Annotated in this window: 18 protein-coding genes and 1 riboswitch; of the genes, 7 read left to right on the top strand and 11 right to left on the bottom strand. The window is 56.1% G+C overall.

Annotated features, from left to right (window positions below; all coding sequences use genetic code 11):
* The first annotated feature begins 7 nt into the window (after positions 1–7).
* A complete protein-coding gene (gene rpoC, locus AAE045_RS22085) occupies positions 8–4,231 on the top strand; it encodes a DNA-directed RNA polymerase subunit beta' (RefSeq protein WP_202308001.1) in 4,224 nt (1,407 codons plus the stop codon).
* Positions 4,232–4,303: 72 nt separating this feature from the next.
* Here rpoC and AAE045_RS22080 read toward each other — a convergent pair whose 3' ends face one another.
* From AAE045_RS22080 to rsd, 9 genes are all read right to left on the bottom strand, one after another.
* On the bottom strand, positions 4,304–4,621 hold the full coding sequence (locus AAE045_RS22080; RefSeq protein ID WP_271129540.1) for a PTS lactose/cellobiose transporter subunit IIA: 318 nt from the start codon (positions 4,619–4,621) through the stop codon (positions 4,304–4,306).
* A 7-nt stretch (positions 4,622–4,628) separates the two neighbouring features.
* Positions 4,629–4,934 (bottom strand): PTS sugar transporter subunit IIB, encoded by a 306-nt coding sequence (locus AAE045_RS22075; protein ID WP_202307997.1) that lies wholly within the window; start codon positions 4,932–4,934, stop codon positions 4,629–4,631.
* Between the two features lie 324 nt (positions 4,935–5,258).
* Positions 5,259–6,386, bottom strand: a complete 1,128-nt coding sequence (gene thiH, locus AAE045_RS22070) for a 2-iminoacetate synthase ThiH (protein ID WP_455549525.1) — start codon at positions 6,384–6,386, stop codon at positions 5,259–5,261.
* The gene (thiG, locus tag AAE045_RS22065) at positions 6,386–7,168 is read right to left on the bottom strand and encodes a thiazole synthase (RefSeq protein WP_455549524.1); all 783 of its coding nucleotides are present in this window, start codon (positions 7,166–7,168) and stop codon (positions 6,386–6,388) included. Before thiG ends, thiH begins: the two co-directional genes overlap by 1 nt.
* Before the next feature lies 1 nt (position 7,169).
* Complete coding sequence (thiS, locus tag AAE045_RS22060) at positions 7,170–7,370, bottom strand: sulfur carrier protein ThiS (protein WP_455549523.1); 201 nt, start codon at positions 7,368–7,370, stop codon at positions 7,170–7,172.
* Positions 7,351–8,109, bottom strand: coding sequence for a HesA/MoeB/ThiF family protein (locus AAE045_RS22055; RefSeq protein WP_455549522.1), 759 nt, complete (start codon positions 8,107–8,109; stop codon positions 7,351–7,353). The genes thiS and AAE045_RS22055 overlap by 20 nt, the downstream gene beginning before the upstream one ends.
* Positions 8,102–8,740, bottom strand: a complete 639-nt coding sequence (gene thiE, locus AAE045_RS22050; protein WP_455549521.1) for a thiamine phosphate synthase — start codon at positions 8,738–8,740, stop codon at positions 8,102–8,104. The genes AAE045_RS22055 and thiE overlap by 8 nt, the downstream gene beginning before the upstream one ends.
* A complete protein-coding gene (thiC, locus tag AAE045_RS22045; RefSeq protein WP_455549520.1) occupies positions 8,737–10,638 on the bottom strand; it encodes a phosphomethylpyrimidine synthase ThiC in 1,902 nt (633 codons plus the stop codon). Before thiC ends, thiE begins: the two co-directional genes overlap by 4 nt.
* 85 nt (positions 10,639–10,723) lie before the next feature.
* Positions 10,724–10,833: riboswitch (TPP riboswitch) on the bottom strand.
* Between the two features lie 51 nt (positions 10,834–10,884).
* Positions 10,885–11,388, bottom strand: a complete 504-nt coding sequence (gene rsd / locus AAE045_RS22040) for a sigma D regulator (protein WP_455426135.1) — start codon at positions 11,386–11,388, stop codon at positions 10,885–10,887.
* A 93-nt stretch (positions 11,389–11,481) separates the two neighbouring features.
* On the opposite strand from rsd, the gene nudC reads away from it, so the two are divergent.
* From nudC to AAE045_RS22010, 6 genes are all read left to right on the top strand, one after another.
* Positions 11,482–12,255: an NAD(+) diphosphatase gene (gene nudC, locus AAE045_RS22035; RefSeq protein ID WP_455549519.1), complete on the top strand. Its 774-nt coding sequence runs from the start codon at positions 11,482–11,484 to the stop codon at positions 12,253–12,255.
* A 35-nt stretch (positions 12,256–12,290) separates the two neighbouring features.
* The gene (hemE, locus tag AAE045_RS22030) at positions 12,291–13,355 is read left to right on the top strand and encodes a uroporphyrinogen decarboxylase (protein WP_455549518.1); all 1,065 of its coding nucleotides are present in this window, start codon (positions 12,291–12,293) and stop codon (positions 13,353–13,355) included.
* Positions 13,356–13,370: 15 nt separating this feature from the next.
* On the top strand, positions 13,371–14,042 hold the full coding sequence (gene nfi, locus AAE045_RS22025) for a deoxyribonuclease V (RefSeq protein WP_455549517.1): 672 nt from the start codon (positions 13,371–13,373) through the stop codon (positions 14,040–14,042).
* A 43-nt stretch (positions 14,043–14,085) separates the two neighbouring features.
* A complete protein-coding gene (locus AAE045_RS22020; protein ID WP_455549516.1) occupies positions 14,086–14,676 on the top strand; it encodes a YjaG family protein in 591 nt (196 codons plus the stop codon).
* Between the two features lie 186 nt (positions 14,677–14,862).
* Positions 14,863–15,138 (top strand): nucleoid-associated protein HU-alpha, encoded by a 276-nt coding sequence (gene hupA, locus AAE045_RS22015; RefSeq protein ID WP_202307975.1) that lies wholly within the window; start codon positions 14,863–14,865, stop codon positions 15,136–15,138.
* Between the two features lie 10 nt (positions 15,139–15,148).
* Complete coding sequence (locus tag AAE045_RS22010; protein WP_455549515.1) at positions 15,149–15,841, top strand: DUF1481 domain-containing protein; 693 nt, start codon at positions 15,149–15,151, stop codon at positions 15,839–15,841.
* Between the two features lie 124 nt (positions 15,842–15,965).
* On the opposite strand, the gene purD is transcribed toward AAE045_RS22010, so the two are convergent.
* Positions 15,966–17,258 carry a phosphoribosylamine--glycine ligase gene (gene purD, locus AAE045_RS22005; RefSeq protein ID WP_455549514.1) on the bottom strand — a complete coding sequence of 431 codons (1,293 nt, stop codon included), beginning with the start codon at positions 17,256–17,258 and terminating at the stop codon, positions 15,966–15,968.
* A 16-nt stretch (positions 17,259–17,274) separates the two neighbouring features.
* On the bottom strand, positions 17,275–18,864 hold the full coding sequence (purH, locus tag AAE045_RS22000) for a bifunctional phosphoribosylaminoimidazolecarboxamide formyltransferase/IMP cyclohydrolase (protein WP_455549513.1): 1,590 nt from the start codon (positions 18,862–18,864) through the stop codon (positions 17,275–17,277).
* Positions 18,865–19,361 lie beyond the last annotated feature (497 nt).

Here is a 19,361-nt window from a genome sequence, read left to right as displayed (position 1 = left end):
CTAATCCGTGAAAGACTTACTTAAGTTTCTGAAAGCGCAAACTAAGACCGAAGAGTTTGATGCGATCAAAATTGCTCTGGCATCGCCAGACATGATCCGTTCATGGTCGTTCGGTGAAGTTAAAAAGCCGGAAACCATTAACTACCGTACGTTCAAACCAGAACGTGACGGTCTGTTCTGTGCCCGTATTTTCGGGCCAGTAAAAGACTATGAGTGCCTGTGCGGTAAGTACAAGCGCTTAAAACACCGTGGCGTGATTTGTGAGAAGTGCGGCGTTGAAGTGACCCAGACTAAAGTACGCCGTGAGCGTATGGGCCACATCGAACTGGCTTCCCCAACTGCGCACATTTGGTTCCTGAAATCTCTGCCATCCCGTATCGGCCTGCTGTTAGATATGCCGCTGCGTGATATCGAGCGCGTACTGTACTTCGAATCTTATGTTGTGATCGAAGGCGGGATGACCAACCTCGAGCGTCGTCAGATCCTGACTGAAGAGCAGTATCTGGATGCGCTGGAAGAGTTCGGTGACGAATTCGACGCGAAGATGGGTGCGGAAGCTATTCAGGCCCTGCTGAAGAGCATGGATCTGGAGCAAGAGTGCGAAACGCTGCGCGAAGAGCTGAACGAAACCAACTCCGAAACCAAGCGTAAAAAGCTGACCAAGCGTATCAAGCTGCTGGAAGCGTTCGTTCAGTCTGGTAACAAGCCAGAGTGGATGATCCTGACGGTTCTGCCGGTTCTGCCGCCAGATCTGCGCCCGCTGGTACCGCTGGATGGTGGTCGCTTCGCGACTTCTGACCTGAACGATCTGTATCGTCGCGTCATTAACCGTAACAACCGTCTGAAACGCCTGCTGGATCTGGCCGCGCCTGACATCATCGTACGTAACGAAAAACGTATGCTGCAGGAAGCGGTAGATGCGCTGCTGGACAACGGCCGTCGCGGTCGTGCGATCACCGGTTCTAACAAACGTCCTCTGAAATCTTTGGCCGATATGATCAAAGGTAAGCAGGGTCGTTTCCGTCAGAACCTGCTGGGTAAACGTGTTGACTACTCCGGTCGTTCTGTTATCACCGTAGGTCCATACCTGCGTCTGCATCAGTGCGGTCTGCCGAAGAAAATGGCCCTGGAGCTGTTCAAACCGTTCATCTACGGCAAGCTGGAACTGCGTGGTCTTGCTACCACCATTAAAGCCGCGAAGAAAATGGTTGAGCGCGAAGAAGCTGTAGTCTGGGATATCCTGGACGAAGTTATCCGCGAACACCCGGTACTGCTGAACCGTGCACCAACCCTGCACCGTTTGGGTATCCAGGCATTTGAGCCAGTACTGATCGAAGGTAAAGCTATCCAGCTGCACCCGCTGGTCTGTGCGGCCTATAACGCCGACTTCGATGGTGACCAGATGGCAGTACACGTTCCGCTGACGCTTGAAGCTCAGCTGGAAGCGCGTGCGCTGATGATGTCTACCAACAACATCCTGTCACCTGCGAACGGCGAGCCAATCATCGTTCCTTCTCAGGACGTTGTATTGGGTCTCTATTACATGACCCGTGACTGTGTTAACGCGAAAGGCGAAGGCATGGTGCTGACTGGTCCTAAAGAAGCTGAGCGTATTTACCGCGCTGGCCTGGCCTCTCTGCATGCGCGTGTAAAAGTGCGTATCACCGAGTATGAAAAAGATGCAAGCGGCGAGTTCGTTGCGAAAACCAGCATTATCGACACCACCGTTGGTCGTGCGATTCTGTGGATGATCGTACCGAAAGGTCTGCCTTTCTCCATCGTCAACCAGGCGCTGGGCAAGAAAGCGATCTCCAAGATGCTGAACACCTGTTACCGCATCCTGGGCCTGAAGCCGACCGTTATCTTCGCTGACCAGACAATGTATACCGGCTTTGCTTACGCAGCGCGTTCAGGTGCATCTGTTGGTATTGATGACATGGTCATCCCAGAGAAGAAAACTGAGATCATTTCTGAAGCCGAAGCAGAAGTTGCTGAGATTCAGGAACAGTTCCAGTCTGGTCTGGTTACCGCGGGCGAGCGTTACAACAAAGTTATCGATATCTGGGCTGCGGCGAACGATCGTGTATCCAAAGCGATGATGGATAACCTGCAAACCGAAACCGTTATTAACCGTGACGGCGTAGAAGAGCAGCAGGTTTCCTTCAACAGCATTTACATGATGGCCGACTCCGGTGCGCGTGGTTCTGCAGCACAGATTCGTCAGCTGGCAGGTATGCGTGGTCTGATGGCGAAACCAGATGGTTCCATCATCGAGACGCCAATCACCGCGAACTTCCGTGAAGGTCTGAACGTACTCCAGTACTTCATCTCCACGCACGGTGCTCGTAAAGGTCTGGCGGATACCGCACTGAAAACAGCTAACTCCGGTTATCTGACTCGTCGTCTGGTTGACGTCGCGCAGGATCTGGTCGTAACCGAAGATGACTGTGGTACTCACGAAGGCATCCTGATGACTCCGGTTATCGAAGGTGGCGACGTTAAAGAACCGCTGCGCGACCGCGTTCTGGGCCGTGTTACGGCTGAAGACGTGCTCAAGCCTGGCACCGCAGACATCCTGGTAACGCGTAACACCCTGCTCAACGAGCAATGGTGTGACCTGTTAGAAGCTAACTCTGTTGACAGCGTAAAAGTACGTTCCGTAGTAGGTTGCGAAACTGACTTTGGCGTTTGTGCACACTGCTACGGTCGCGACCTGGCACGTGGTCACATCATCAACAAGGGTGAAGCTATCGGGGTTATCGCGGCACAGTCCATCGGTGAACCTGGTACACAGCTGACGATGCGTACGTTCCACATCGGTGGTGCGGCATCCCGTTCTGCGGCTGAATCAAGCATTCAGGTTAAGAACAAAGGTAGCATCAAGCTCAGCAACGCTAAGTCCGTTGTGAACTCTACCGGTAAACTGGTAGTGACTTCACGTAACACCGAACTGAAGCTGATTGACGAATTCGGTCGTACTAAAGAGAGCTATAAAGTTCCTTACGGTGCGGTAATGGCGAAAGGTGATGGCGAGCAGATTGCAGCGGGCGAAACCGTAGCAAACTGGGATCCGCACACCATGCCAGTCGTTTCTGAAGTAAGTGGTTTCATCCGCTTTACTGACATGATCGACGGCCAGACCATTACTCGTCAGACCGACGAACTGACAGGTCTGTCATCTCTGGTTGTTCTGGATTCTGCAGAACGTACCGCGGGTGGTAAGGATCTGCGTCCGGCACTGAAAATTGTTGATGCTCAGGGCAACGACGTTCTGATCCCTGGTACAGATATGCCAGCTCAGTACTTCCTGCCGGGTAAAGCGATTGTTCAGCTGGAAGATGGCACTCAGATTCACTCTGGTGACGCCCTGGCGCGTATTCCTCAGGAATCCAGCGGTACCAAGGACATCACCGGTGGTCTGCCACGCGTTGCTGACCTGTTCGAAGCACGTCGTCCGAAAGAGCCTGCTATCCTTGCTGAAATCAGCGGGATCATCTCGTTCGGTAAAGAAACCAAGGGCAAACGCCGTCTGGTTATCTCTCCGTTAGACGGCAGCGATGCTTACGAAGAGATGATTCCGAAGTGGCGCCAGCTGAACGTGTTCGAAGGTGAACGCGTAGAGCGCGGTGACGTGGTTTCCGATGGTCCAGAATCTCCGCATGACATTCTGCGTCTGCGTGGCGTCTATGCTGTGACCCGTTACATCACTAACGAAGTGCAGGACGTATACCGTCTGCAGGGCGTTAAGATTAACGATAAACACATCGAAGTCATCGTGCGTCAGATGCTGCGTAAAGCAACCATCGTTAACGCAGGCAGCTCCGACTTCCTGGAAGGTGAGCAGGCTGAATACTCTCGCGTCAAGATCGCTAACCGCGAACTGGAAGCGAACGGCAAAATCAACGTGTCCTTCGCACGTGACCTGCTGGGTATCACCAAAGCCTCTCTGGCAACCGAGTCCTTCATCTCCGCGGCATCGTTCCAGGAGACTACTCGTGTGCTTACCGAAGCAGCCGTTGCGGGTAAACGTGACGAACTGCGCGGCCTGAAAGAGAACGTTATCGTGGGTCGTCTGATCCCGGCCGGTACCGGTTACGCGTACCACCAGGATCGTATGCGCCGTCGTGCTGCGGGCGAAGTGCCTGTTGTACCTCAGGTGACTGCTGAAGATGCTTCTGCAAGCCTTGCAGAACTGCTGAATGCGGGCAACCTAGGTGGCAACGACGAGTAATCGTCAGATGCGCTAAAAACAAAAACCGCTCGAAAGAGCGGTTTTTTTATGTCTGAAATTCAGGAAGCTGAATTATTTAACCAGCGGGATACGGCGATAAAGTTCGATCATGTCTCCGGCTAAGTCCTGGATTACCATGGCGTTCATCAGGTGGTCCTGGGAATGCACGGTGATCAGGTTAACGGGCAGTTTACCGGTGCCTTCATCCATACCGATAAGCTGGGTCTGGATTTTATGGGCGTGTTTTACAAACTCTCGTGACTCTTCCATTGCCTGCTCGGCGGCTTCAAAATCGCCTTTGCGAGCCTGTTGTAAAGCGGTCAGCGCCTGGCTACGCGCGCTACCGGCATTGACCAGCAGCTCCATGATAATCGATTCTAAATCTTCCACGTCTTTATCACTCCATCATCTTCAAAGCTTTATCGAGCACCACGTCGCCTTTCATCATGCCGTAGTCCATCATGTCGATGACGGCAACCGTTTTACCCATCGGCTCAGCAATGGCCTGTAGCTTAGCGTGCTCATATTTAACCTGTGGACCGAGAAGCACAATATCTGCGGTATCAATATTGTCTTTGAATTCTGCGACAGGCACAGCCTTGATGGTAACTTCGATACCCTTCTTCGCCGCTGCGTCTTTCATTCGCTGGACCAGAATGCTGGTAGACATACCTGCAGCACAACACAAAACGATATTCTTCATAATCTGCTCTCAATGTCCGTTGGATAGACAGATAATTATCCGTGGAAGCCTCGCCAACAACCGCTTTAGCGTGATTGTGTGTCAGGTATCACAAAAGAATCGACGAAACACTGAAACCGGTTACATTTTTGTTTCTCCCTGATGACGCCGCTGCCTTTAAAGCGGGAAGGCGGGGCGGCAAGGAGAAGGGGGTGTTGCCGCCCCGGTCGGGCGTAACGTCCGACGGAGAGACAATATTTTAAGGAGAGCAGAGCGGCAACGCGGCGTTTCCCACGCTTCGGCACCGCTCTGAAACCTTTTTATCTCATCTGCAACGTTGCACTTTTACTGCGAGGCTCTTCCCAGATACTTGTCCCAGTCCTTCCAGACGGGCTGCAAGCCTGAACGGGTTAACGCCGCGGCGACTTCCTGTGGCGTTCTTCCATCGTGCGGGGCGAACTGCTCCAGTTCAGGGTGATTGTCCGCATAGCCACCGGGTTGGGTTTTAGAAAACGCGCTGACGTTATTAATCGCCAGCGGGATCATATGGTCCCGGAACCACGGCGACTCCCGCGTGGACAGCGACAGCTCCACATCCGGGGCCAGCAGCCGGAACGCGCAGATCACCTGTACCAGCTGGCTTTCGCTCATCACCGATGCCGGTTCAACGCCGCCCGCGCAGGGCCGCAACCTCGGGAACGAGACGGAATAGCGGCTCTGCCAGTAATGCTGTTGAAGCCATAAGAGATGCTCCGCCACCATAAAACAGTCGGTTCGCCAGCTGTCGGACAGCCCCGTCAGCGCCCCCAGGCCAATTTTGTCTATCCCGGCCCGACCAAGGCGATCCGGCGTTTCCAGCCGCCAGAAAAAATCCTGCTTTTTCCCGCGCAGATGATGCTGGGCATAAACTGCCTGGTGATAGGTTTCCTGATAAACCATCACCCCGTCCAGGCCGAGCGTTTTCAGCTCCGCGTACTCGTGCTCATCCAGCGGCTGCACTTCCATTTGCAGCGAGCTGAAGCGGCGGCGAATAGCCGGGAGATGCCGACGAAAATAGTCCATTCCCACCTTCGTCTGGTGTTCTCCCGTCACCAGCAGCAAATGCTCAAACCCCAGCTCACGGATGGCGGCGCACTCTCTTTCAATCTCCGCCTCATCCAACGTTTTGCGCCCGATCCTGTTGCTCATCGAAAACCCGCAGTAGGTACAGTCGTTAGCGCACAGGTTCGACAGATACAGCGGGACGTAAAAGCTCACCGTATTGCCAAAGCGCTGGCGGGTGAGCCTTTGCGCCTGCTGAGCGAGCGGTTCGAGATACGCGCTGGCTGCTGGAGAGAGCAGGGCCATAAGATCGTCCCGGGTTATCCTGTCCGCACCCAGCGCCCGCTCGACGTCCGCCGTAGTTTTACCGTTGATGCGCAGCGTGATGTCATCCCAGTCCAGCTGCCGCCAGCGGTCGGTAAAGGTAGCCATCACAATGCCCCCTCCTGACTAAACTGCAGAAACTGCGTCAGCGGGCTGGATGCCTGAGCCTGCTGGTGGCGATGCCCCAGTCCAGAGCTGGCTGCCAGAACGCCTGCTTCAACCGCCAGCCGGAAAGCCTGCGCCATCCGGACGGGATCGTTTGCTACGGCAATCGCCGTATTCACCAGCACCGCATCAGCGCCCAGCTCCAGCGCTTCGGCGGCATGGCTGGGCGCGCCAATCCCCGCGTCGACCACCACCGGCACGGTTGCCTGTTCGATGATGATTTCCAGCAGCGCGCGGGTTTGCAGCCCCTGATTCGAGCCGATTGGCGCGCCCAGCGGCATTACGGCGGCACAACCTGCTGCTTCCAGCCTTTTGCACAAAACCGGATCTGCGCCGCAGTACGGCAGCACGACAAAGCCCTGCTTCACCAGGGCCTCAGCGGCCTTCAGCGTTTCGATCGGGTCGGGCAGCAGGTAGCGGGCATCAGGATGGATTTCCAGCTTCACCCAGTTTGTACCGAGCGCTTCGCGTGCAAGCCGCGCGGCAAATATCGCCTCGTCTGCCGTTTTCGCGCCGGATGTATTGGGCAGCAGCTGAACGCCAGCCGCAAGCAGCGGGGCAAGAATAGCGTCGTTGGGGTTTCGTAAATCGACCCGCTTCATCGCCATGGTCACCAACTGCGAACCAGAGGCGCGGATCGCCTCAATCATCACGTCGGCAGAAGAGAACTTCCCGGTGCCGGTGAACAGATGTGAAGAAAAGGATTTATCTGCGATCTGTAGCATTTCAACCTCCGGCTATCGCCTGAAAAAGCAGGATCTGGTCGCCATCGCACAGCTTATGGCGCTGCCATTGCTCTCGAGGGACGATCGTTTGATTGACGGCCGCTGCGGTTCCCGGCTTCAGCATGCGGAGCTGTTCCAGCAGGGCCGCCAGCGTCAGGCTATCGACGCACTGCACGCTTTCGTCATTGAGCAAGATGCGCATTCGTCCCTCCGCATACCGGGCACAGAGCCGACTTTTGCATCGCCAGCGTTCGCCAGCTGTGCTGCCGGGCATCAAACAGACGTAACGATCCGCAGGCTGGAGCCATGCCGGCGAGCAGTTTGATAGCCTCCAGCGCCTGCAAAGTTCCCATGACCCCGACAACCGGGCCGATGATGCCTGCGGTGCGGCAGTTGCGTTCAGGCTCGCTTTCATCAGGCCAGACGCAGCGATAGCAGCCGTTATCCCACGGCGGCGTCAGCACCATCAGCTGGCCGCCGAAACCAACGGCGCTGGCGGAGATAAGCGGTGTGCTTTGTGCGACGCAGGCCGCGTTAATTGCCTGGCGCGTTGCCATGTTGTCGCTGCAGTCCAGGACCAGATCGGCGTCCTCAACGGCATGCATCAGCGATTCCCCAGCCAGGCGCTGGCCGATAGCCTTTAGCTCGATGTCCGGGTTAAGACGCTGGAGATGACGACGGGCAACCTGCGATTTCGGCAGGTCCAGATCCTGCGAGGTGAACAAAATCTGCCGCTGAAGATTGCTGATATGCACCGTATCATCGTCAGCAAGAATTATCGTGCCCACACCGGCAGCGGCCAGATAAAGAGCCGCCGGGGAGCCCAGCCCGCCCAGGCCGACAATCAGAACCCGGCTGGCGAGCAGCTTCTGCTGCCCCCCGAGCGCAATATCTTCCAGCAGCAGCTGGCGGCCGTAGCGCATGAAATCCGCGTCATTCATCGCCAGCCCCCACCAGTTCAAGCAGATGAGCCGTCGCCGCGCGCCAGTCCTGCGCCTGGGTTATCGCGCTGACCACGGCAACGCTTCCTACGCCCGTGGCGAGAACGTCAGACACGCGGTCAATGCTGATGCCGCCGATTGCCACCGTCGGGTATTCCCCCAGCGTTTTAACGTGAGCCGCCAGCTGCGCCAGCCCTTGTGGTGCCGAGGGCATTTGCTTGGTACTGGTAGGAAACACATGGCCCAGTGCAATGTAAGCAGGGCGGGCGGCCAGCGCGCGATCCATTTCCATATTGTCATGGGTGGACAGCCCCAGCCGCAGGCCCGCGTCGCGAATGGCATCCAGGTTCGCCACGTCCAGATCTTCCTGACCCAGATGCACGCCGTACGCATGGTGCTTAATGGCAAGCCGCCAGTAATCGTTGATAAACAGCCGTGCTTCATAACGCCGCCCAAGGGTGATGGCTGCTTTTACGTCGGCCTCAACTTCTTCGTCGCTTTTGTCTTTGATACGCAGTTGGATCGTGCGGACGCCCGCCTCCAGCAGGCGAGCAATCCACTCCACGCTGTCTACCACCGGATAAAGGCCCAGACGCTGCGGAACGGCAGGAAAAGCAGTTTTTACCGTCATGCTTCCTCCTGACGCAGATAGATTTCGCCGCCCTTAGCCCTGAAGGATTGCGACATCTCTTCCATTCCGGACTCAACGGCCTGCTTAGCGGCAAAATCCCGCACTTCCTGGGAGATTTTCATCGAGCAGAACTTTGGCCCGCACATCGAGCAGAAATGGGCGACCTTGCCGGACTCCTGCGGCAGCGTTTCGTCGTGGTAGGCGCGGGCGGTGAAGGGATCCAGCGCCAGGTTGAACTGGTCTTCCCAGCGGAATTCAAAGCGGGCTTTGGACATGGCGTTGTCGCGGATTTGCGCGCCGGGATGCCCTTTTGCCAGGTCTGCGGCGTGGGCCGCAATTTTATATGTGATAAGCCCCTGCTTAACGTCCTCTTTGTTTGGCAGCCCGAGATGCTCTTTCGGCGTCACGTAGCAGAGCATCGCGCAGCCGAACCAGCCGATCATCGCAGCACCAATGCCGGAGGTGAAATGGTCATAGCCCGGTGCGATGTCGGTAGTCAGCGGCCCGAGAGTATAAAACGGCGCTTCATGGCAGTGCTCCAGCTCCTCGGTCATGTTGCGACGGATCATCTGCATTGGCACGTGCCCCGGCCCTTCGATCATCACCTGCACGTCATACTCCCAGGCGATTTTGGTCAGCTCGCCCAAGGTGTGCAGCTCGGCAAACTGCGCTTCGTCGTTGGCGTCCTGAATGGAGCCGGGACGCAGGCCGTCGCCCAGCGACAGGGAAACGTCGTAGGCGGCACAGATTTCGCAGATCTCGCGGAAATGCTCGTAGAGGAAGTTTTCCTGATGATGCGACAGGCACCATTTCGCCATAATCGACCCGCCGCGTGAAACGATGCCGGTCAGGCGTTTAGCGGTCATCGGCACATAGCGCAGCAGTACGCCCGCGTGAATGGTGAAGTAGTCCACGCCTTGCTCGGCCTGCTCCAGCAGCGTGTCGCGGAACATCTCCCAGGTGAGGTCTTCCGCAATGCCGCTTACTTTTTCAAGTGCCTGATAGACAGGCACCGTGCCAATCGGCACCGGGCTGTTTCGCAGGATCCACTCACGCGTTTCGTGGATATAGCGCCCGGTGGACAGGTCCATTACCGTGTCCGCCCCCCAGCGGGTTGACCAGACGAGCTTCTCCACTTCTTCTTCGATGGAAGAGGTCACCGCCGAGTTGCCGATATTGGCGTTAACCTTGACGAGGAAGTTGCGGCCGATAATCATCGGTTCGGATTCAGGATGGTTGATGTTGGCGGGGATAATCGCGCGGCCAGCGGCAACCTCGTCACGGACAAATTCAGGGGTGATATTTTCCGGCAGGCGTGCGCCAAAACCTTCGCCCGGATGCTGGTGGCGCAGAACGGCATCGCGAATACGCTCGCGGCCCATGTTCTCGCGCACGGCGATAAACTCCATTTCCGGCGTCACTACACCACGGCGGGCGTAATGCAGCTGGGTCACGCAGTTGCCGCTTTTGGCACGGCGGGGAGTTAAGCGAGTTTCAAAACGGAGATCGTCCAGACCGTCGTCTGCCAGCCGCTCTTTGGTGTAAGCGGAGCTACGCACCGTCAGCTCTTCACTGTCATCGCGCTCGGCAATCCAGCCGCTGCGCATAGGAGAAAGGCCACGTAGCACGTCGATGGCGATTTCCGGATCGCCATACGGGCCGGAGGTATCGTAGACCGGTACTGCGTCATTGGGTTCGTAGTGCGGGCTATCTTTACTGCCGCCCTTCATCGTTGGGCTGAGCTGGATTTCGCGCATTGGCACGCGAATATCATCCCTTGAGCCGGTCAGATAGATTCGTTTTGAGGCAGGGAAAGCAGTTCCTTCCAGCGTATTGATAAAATGCTGGGCGGCAGCGCGCTGTTCGCGACGGGTTGGTTTTTTTTCAGATGCAGACATAGCTCATTCCAGTTTTTTCAGGAGTGGCTTGTCAGAACGACGGATGGAGTAATGGATGTGGGGTAGCCGCGTGGGGCGTCCCAAAAGCAGAATTACTCTTGTTCCCTTCGCAGGTATTAACCTGATCAGGTTCCGCGGATCCCGAATTAACGGTCTCAGCCGGTGCTAACGCACTCGGCACTCCGACAAGAAGAAACCCGTATTGCTACGGATCGGGTTGTAAATTACTCGTTAACAGCGCAAATCTCAAGCCGGGCGTGCAAGGCCGTCGACATCGTTAGCGCTGCTATGCAGATTATTATCAAAGGCCAGCTCAATCAGCTTATCTTCCAGCGAGAAGCGGGCTTCCAGCGCCTCACCAATGCCGGACAGCGCCTGCTGGAACTCAATGCAGTTGTCATCGTCAATGGCGTTTTCCAGATTGGTATCGTAGAACGCCATGATCTGCTGGGTGTTGGCCTCCAGCTGCGGGTAGATCTGCGTGGCCGCTAAAAGTGGGCTGGTGCCTTCCATTTCATCGATAATGCGCTCATAAATATTGAAATGCCCGGCGGACAGGTAATCCACAAGATTGTGGCAAAATGCATCCAGTGCCTTTTCATTAAGCGCGGAATGAGATTCCTTGTTAGGCTTGATCCCGACCATGTTGTAATACGCCACTAACAGATGTTTGCGGGCATACAGCCATTGGTCGACTAACTCATTACTACCACCAACGCGCTCAGTCAGACTCTCTAACTGGTTAAGCATGATTGACTCCGTGAGTTAAAGAAAACGCAAACGTACCCAAAAAGTGTAACGACTATTGTTTATACCAGTGTCCAGGGGGATGTGCACCAGGTTATGGAACGTGTAATAGAAAAGTTAGATCACGGCTGGTTTATTGTCAGCCATGAGCAAAAACTGTGGCTGCCAAAAGGCGAGCTTCCCCATGGCGCGGCGACGGATTATCAGCTTGATGGCACAGAAGGCCGTCAGATTGGCGAGTGGGAAGGTGAGCCCGTCTGGCTGGTTTTGCAAAATCGTCGTCAGGACATGGGCTCGGTGCGGCAGATAATCGACCAGGATGCTGGCCTGTTTCAGCTGGCCGGGCGAGGGGTGCAGCTCGCTGAATTCTATCGTTCCCACAAGTTCTGCGGCTACTGCGGGCATGAGATGCACACCAGCAGAAGCGAATGGGCGATGCTGTGCAGCCACTGCCGCGAGCGTTATTACCCGCAGATTGCTCCCTGCATTATTGTCGCGATTCGCCGTGACGATCATATTCTGCTGGCCCAGCACACCCGCCATCGCGGCGGCGTATACACCGTGCTGGCCGGTTTCGTCGAAGTCGGTGAAACCCTTGAGCAGACCGTGGCGCGTGAAGTGATGGAAGAGAGCGGTATTCGCGTGAAGAATCTGCGCTATGTCACCTCGCAGCCCTGGCCTTTCCCGCAGTCGCTGATGACCGCTTTTATGGCCGACTACCACAGCGGCGACATTAAAATCGATCCTAAAGAGCTGATCGATGCCCAGTGGTATCGCTACGATCGGCTGCCGCTGATCCCGGCGGCGGGCACCGTGGCGCGCCGCCTGATTGAAGACACCGTTGCCCTGTGTCGCGCCGAGTATGAATGATAAACTGCCGGGATACAGCCAAAGGAAATGCAAAAATGACTGAACTGAAGAACGATCGTTACCTTCGCGCCCTGCAGCGCCAGCCCGTGGATGTCACGCCGGTATGGATGATGAGACAGGCGGGGCGTTATCTGCCTGAATACAAGGCCACCCGCGCGCAGGCCGGCGATTTCATGTCGCTGTGCAAAAACGCCGAGCTGGCCTGCGAAGTCACTCTGCAGCCCCTGCGGCGCTATGCGCTTGATGCGGCGATCCTCTTCTCTGACATCCTTACCATCCCTGATGCGATGGGCCTGGGCCTCTACTTTGAAGCCGGGGAGGGGCCACGTTTCCGCTCGCCGCTTACCAGCCGTGCCGATGTTGAAAAGCTGCCGGTTCCCGATCCGGAAGACGAGCTGGGCTACGTGATGAACGCGGTGCGTACCATCCGCCGTGAGCTGAAGGGCGAAGTGCCGCTGATTGGCTTCTCCGGCAGCCCGTGGACGCTGGCGACCTATATGGTCGAAGGCGGCAGCAGCAAAGCCTTTACCGTCATTAAAAAGATGATGTATGCCGATCCGCAGTCGCTGCACCTGCTGCTCGATAAGCTGGCGCAGAGCGTCACCCTCTATCTCAATGCGCAGATCAAAGCGGGCGCGCAGTCGGTGATGATTTTCGATACCTGGGGCGGCGTGCTCACCGGCCGCGACTATCAGCAGTTCTCCCTCTACTACATGCATAAAATCGTTGATGGCCTGCTGCGTGAAAACGAAGGTCGTCGCGTGCCGGTCACCCTGTTTACCAAAGGCGGTGGGCAGTGGCTGGAAGCAATGGCGGAGACGGGCTGTGACGCGCTGGGACTGGACTGGACGATGGATATTGCCGAAGCGCGCCGTCGCGTAGGCCATAAGGTTGCGCTGCAGGGCAACATGGACCCGTCCATGCTTTATGCGCCACCGGCACGTATCGAAGAAGAAGTAGCGACTATACTGGCAGGTTTCGGCCAGGGCGAAGGCCACGTCTTTAACCTGGGCCACGGCATCCATCAGGATGTGCCGCCTGAACACGCAGGTGCTTTCGTTGAAGCGGTACACCGTCTGTCGGCGCCGTATCATAAGTAAATATTGGGAGGGAGAATGGATCTCGCAGCATTACGTCAACAACAGATCGAACTGGCTTCTCAGGTGATCCGCGAAGATCGCCTTGAGGTGGATCCTCCGCAGTACATCGCCGGAGCGGACGTTGGGTTTGAGCAGGGCGGGGAGGTGACCCGCGCGGCTATCGTATTGCTGAAATATCCTTCTCTCGAGCTTGTCGAGCATCAGGTGGCGCGTATCGCCACCACCATGCCCTACATCCCCGGCTTCCTGTCATTCCGCGAATATCCTGCGCTGCTGGCGGCCTGGGAAATGCTTTCCCGAAAGCCCGACCTGCTGTTTGTCGACGGGCACGGCATTTCGCATCCTCGTCGTCTCGGCGTAGCCAGCCATTTTGGGCTGCTGGTGGACGTGCCAACCATTGGCGTCGCGAAAAAGCGCCTGTGTGGCCGGTTTGAACCGCTGGGCGAAGACGTCGGCGAACAGCAGCCGCTTATCGACAAAGGTGAACAGCTCGGCTGGGTATGGCGCAGTAAAAAGCGCTGTAACCCGCTATTCGTTGCCACCGGGCATCGGGTAAGCACGGATACCGCCTTATTATGGGTTCAGCGCTGTATGGCAGGTTACCGTTTACCGGAGCCTACGCGCTGGGCAGATGCCGTTGCGTCCGGACGTCCGGCGTTCGCGCGGTGGCAAGCAATTCAGGGGTGATTAGGGTAAACTGCCGCTAATTTCCCGTCTTTGAGACATCGTAATGTTACAAAACCCAATTCATCTGCGCATCGAGAAACTTGAAAGCTGGCAGCACGTCACTTTTATGGCCTCTTTGTGCGAGCGTATGTACCCGAACTACGCCATGTTTTGCCAGCAGACCGGCTTTGGCGACGCGCAGCTTTACCGCCGTATTCTCGATCTCATCTGGGAAACGCTGACCGTAAAAGATGCCAAAGTGAACTTTGACAGCCAGCTCGAGAAACTCGAGGAGGCGATTCCGTCCGCTGATGACTATGATATCTACGGTGTCTATCCGGCAATCGATGCCTGCGTGGCGCTGAGCGAGCTTCTTCACTCTCGTCTTTCCGGCGAAACCCTGGAGCACGCCATTGAAGTCAGCAAGTCTTCAATTACCACCGTGGCGATGCTGGAAATGACCCAGGCTGGTCGGGAAATGACCGACGAAGAGCTGCGCGCTAACCCGCAGGTGGAAGAGGAATGGGACATCCAGTGGGAGATTTTCCGTCTGCTGGCAGACTGCGAAGAACGCGATATTGAGCTTATCAAAGGCCTGCGTGCTGACCTCCGTGAGGCCAACATCAGCAATATCGGTATAAATTTGCAGCAGTAAGACAACAAAACGTGATGTACAGTCCGAATTGTGGCCCCTGAAGGCTTCCAATTAGCCCCCCGTCTGGTCTACATTTGTGGGGCGAAAAAAAGTGGCTATCGGTGCGTGTATGCAGGAGAGTGCTTTTCTGGCATTTTCGTCGCACTCGATGCTTAGCAAGCGATAAACACATTGTAAGGATAACTTATGAACAAGACTCAACTGATTGATGTAATTGCTGACAAGGCTGACCTGTCTAAAGTACAGGCTAAAGCTGCTCTGGAATCCACTCTGGCTGCAATTACTGAGTCTCTGAAAGAAGGCGACGCTGTACAACTGGTTGGTTTCGGTACTTTCAAAGTAAACCACCGTGCTGAGCGCACTGGCCGCAACCCACAGACCGGTAAAGAAATCAAAATCGCCGCAGCTAACGTGCCGGCATTTGTTTCTGGCAAAGCACTGAAAGACGCGGTTAAGTCATAAGCGCGTGTCAGTGAACAGTTTTAGCAGAGGGGCGTTTACGCCCCTTTTGTCTGTCTGGCGCCCTCTGGTCGCGCTGACGGGCGCGCTGCTGCTCACGGCATGTAGCAGTAATAAACTCCCGCCGTTCACCGCCAGCGGCTATGTAGCCGATCAGGGCGTGATGCGTATCTGGCGACAAGACAATAACGATGGCTCCGTGCACATGCTTACGGCTCTGAGTCCGTATCGCAGCCGTGCGACCACGACCAGCGAATACCGCTGGCAGGACGACGAGCTGGTCTTTATCGAACAGAACGTCCAGGGTGAAAAACCCGAACATATCAAAGTGCGTTTTGACGATCGTGGCGAGCTGAGCTTTATGCAGCGCGAAGTGAACGGGCAGAAGCAGCAACTCTCTAACGAACAGATAGCGCTGTACCAGTATCACGCCACCCGCATGAAAGCGACCAGCGAGGCGCTGCGTATCGGGAAGGTGGTATTGCGACAGGGGCGCTGGCACCGCGACGGCACGGTGACCACCTGCGAAGGGGAAACCTTCAGGCCAAAGCTGGATGCACCCTCACTCAGTCACATAGCGCGCCGACAGAGCCACTCATCGCTTGAAGTCAGCATTGCCTGGCTGGAAGCGCCGGAAGGTTCGCAGCTGCTGCTGGTGGCCAACCAGGACTTCTGCTCATGGCAGCCTAAGCCCGGCGACTTCTAGCCATAAAAAAACCGCCACTCGGGCGGTATTTGTTTTGTGGACTTTGTAGGTCGGATAAGTCTTTGTAGGTCGGATAAGCGTAAGCGTCATCCGACACAACAGGCAGACAGCGCCACACCCGACTCTATTTCGCGTTCTCACGCTCAATGGCACGATATCCAATATCCGAGCGGCTGAAGCTGCCGTCCCAGTGGATATCCTTCATCAGTTCGTAAGCGCGCTTCTGCGCCAGAGCTACGGTATCGCCCAGCGCCGTTACGCACAGCACGCGACCGCCGCTGGTGGTCACCATATCGTCTTCACGCAGCTTAGTTCCCGCATGGAAGACTTTACCGTCCGCCACTTCCTCCAGCGGCAGGCCGTGGATCACATCCCCGATACGGTAATCCGCCGGATAACCACCGGCAGCCATCACTACGCCCAGAGACGGACGTTCGTCCCACTTTGAGGTCGTATCATTTAGTTTACCGTCACAGGCTGCGAGGCACAGCTCAACCAGGTCAGACTGCAGGCGCAGCATGATTGGCTGGGTTTCTGGATCGCCAAAGCGGCAGTTGAATTCGATGACCTTTGGATTGCCCTGCTTATCAATCATCAGGCCCGCATACAGGAAGCCGGTATAAGTATTACCTTCGGCTGCCATGCCGCGCACGGTTGGCCAGATGACCAGGTCCATGGCGCGCTGGTGAACTTCATCCGTCACAACCGGAGCCGGGGAGTAAGCGCCCATTCCGCCCGTGTTTGGCCCCGTATCACCATTACCCACACGCTTATGGTCCTGGCTGGTGGCCATAGGCAGTACGTTCTCACCGTCAACCATCACGATGAAGCTGGCTTCTTCGCCGTCGAGGAACTCTTCCACCACGATGCGGTGACCGGCATCCCCGAAGGCATTGCCCGCCAGCATATCGTTAACGGCAGCTTCGGCTTCTTCGAGGGTCATGGCGACAATCACGCCTTTGCCTGCGGCCAGCCCGTCGGCCTTGATCACAATCGGCGCACCTTTTTCACGGACGTAGGCCAGCGCTGGCTCTACTTCGGTGAAGTTCTGGTATTCGGCGGTTGGGATCTTGTGGCGAGCCAGGAAATCCTTGGTGAAGGCTTTCGAACCTTCCAGCTGCGCGGCGGCCTGGGTTGGGCCGAAGATCTTCAGGCCAGCAGCGCGGAACGCGTCCACAACGCCGATGACCAATGGCGCTTCCGGGCCAACAATCGTCAGATCTATTTTTTCGCCTTGGGCAAAGCTCAGCAGAGCCGGAATATCCGTCGCGCTAATGGCCACATTTTGCAAAGCGGGTTCCAGAGCGGTACCTGCGTTGCCCGGTGCCACAAACACTGTACGGACTAATGGCGACTGCGATGCTTTCCAGGCCAGTGCGTGTTCGCGCCCGCCGTTACCAATCACTAGTACTTTCATTTATTAACGCTCCGGATTAATGGCGGAAGTGGCGCATGTCGGTGAAGATCATGGCGATCCCGTGCTCGTCGGCGGCGGCGATCACTTCTTCATCGCGGATCGAACCGCCCGGCTGGATCACGCAGCTCACGCCAACGGCGGCAGCGGCATCAATACCGTCGCGGAATGGGAAGAATGCATCTGAGGCCATGGCCGAACCTTTCACTTCCAGCCCTTCGTCGGCGGCTTTGATACCGGCGATTTTCGCGGAGTACACTCGGCTCATCTGGCCTGCGCCTATACCGATAGTCATGTTCTCGCGGGCATAGACGATAGCGTTGGATTTTACGAACTTCGCCACCTTCCAGCAGAACAATGCATCACGCAGTTCCTGCTCGGAAGGCTTACGCTTGCTGACAACGCGGAGATCGGCGGCGGTTACCATGCCCAGATCGCGATCCTGTACTAACAGACCGCCGTTGACGCGTTTGAAATCCAGACCTGGAACACGCTGTTGCCACTGGCCGCAGGTCAGCACGCGAACGTTCTGTTTTGCTGCGGTGATCTTCAGCGCTTCCTCACTTGCGGATGGGGCGATAATCACTTCAACAAACTGACGGGAGATAATGGCCTGCGCGGTTTGGGCATCCAGTTCGCGGTTGAAGGCGATGATGCCGCCGAATGCGGAAGTCGGGTCGGTTTTATAAGCGCGGTCGTAAGCATCCAGCAGGGAATCACTCACCGCTACGCCACACGGGTTGGCGTGCTTAACGATAACGCAGGCCGGTTCGCTGAACTCTTTCACGCACTCCAGCGCCGCATCGGTGTCGGCGATGTTGTTATAGGAAAGCGCCTTGCCCTGAACCTGCGTCGCCGTGGCGACGGAAGCCTCTTTGATTTCTTCTTCTATATAGAAGGCTGCCTGCTGGTGGCTGTTCTCACCGTAACGCATATCCTGCTTCTTAATGAAGTTCAGGTTTAGCGTGCGTGGGAAGCGGCCGGATGCTTCTTTACTCTCGCCGTGATAAGCAGGCACCAGGCTACCGAAGTAGTTTGCGATCATGCTGTCATACGCGGCGGTGTGCTCGAAGGCTTTAATCGCCAGATCGAAACGGGTCTCTAACGTGAGGGAACCTTCGTTGGCGTCCAGCTCGGCCACAATCATCTGGTAGTCGCTGCTCTTTACTACGATTGCGACATCTTTGTGGTTCTTCGCTGCGGAGCGAACCATGGTCGGGCCGCCAATATCAATATTCTCAACGGCGTCTTCCAGCGAGCAGCCTTCGCGCGCGACTGTCTGAGCAAACGGGTAGAGGTTGACGACAACCATATCGATTGGGGAGATAGCGTGTTCTGCCATGATGGCATCATCCTGACCGCGACGGCCAAGAATGCCGCCGTGCACTTTTGGATGCAGCGTTTTGACGCGTCCGTCCATCATCTCCGGGAAACCGGTGTAGTCGGAGACTTCCGTCACCGGTAAACCAGCGTCGGCCAGCAGACGGGCGGTTCCGCCTGTGGAGAGCAGCTCTACGCCACGTTGGGAGAGCGCCTGAGCGAATTCGACGATACCGGCTTTGTCAGAAACACTGAGCAGAGCGCGGCGTACAGGACGACGTTGTTGCATGGTTTGATCCCTTAGCTTTGGTTCGCATATAGAAGAGCGTTAGCTGAATTCTCGATTTTTTCCCGAAAAACTCAGCTAACGCCCCAAAACGGGGCGTCCTTTAATCGCGGCGTATTGTAGCGAAAACGTTTGCGTCGCGCTCGCAAAATTTCGGCCTTCAACACGATTGTGGATAAGTTTGTGCACAACTGGGTATAAGGCGGGGTTTTGCTGGGGATTGCAGCAGTCAGTCAAATCAGGGCAAATTTAGTGTTGCAGCCTCGGGAGAACTCCCTATAATGCGCCTCCATCGACACGGAACATGTGAACAACATCACAGAGTAACGGCGGCGATGAGAGTTAAAAATCCTGAAATTAAGGGTTGACTCTGAAAGAGGAAAGCGTAATATACGCCACCTCGAGTTAGCAAGCGAAAGCGCCTAACTCACTGCTCTTTAACAATTTATCAGACAATCTGTGTGGGCACTCGCAGGATTGATATCTCAGCATCTCCGGAT

It is taken from the genome of Dryocola clanedunensis, from assembly GCF_038405435.1.
In the GTDB taxonomy this organism is placed as follows: Bacteria; Pseudomonadota; Gammaproteobacteria; order Enterobacterales; family Enterobacteriaceae; genus Dryocola; species Dryocola clanedunensis_A.
This window is presented reverse-complemented; position numbering and strand designations above follow the sequence as displayed.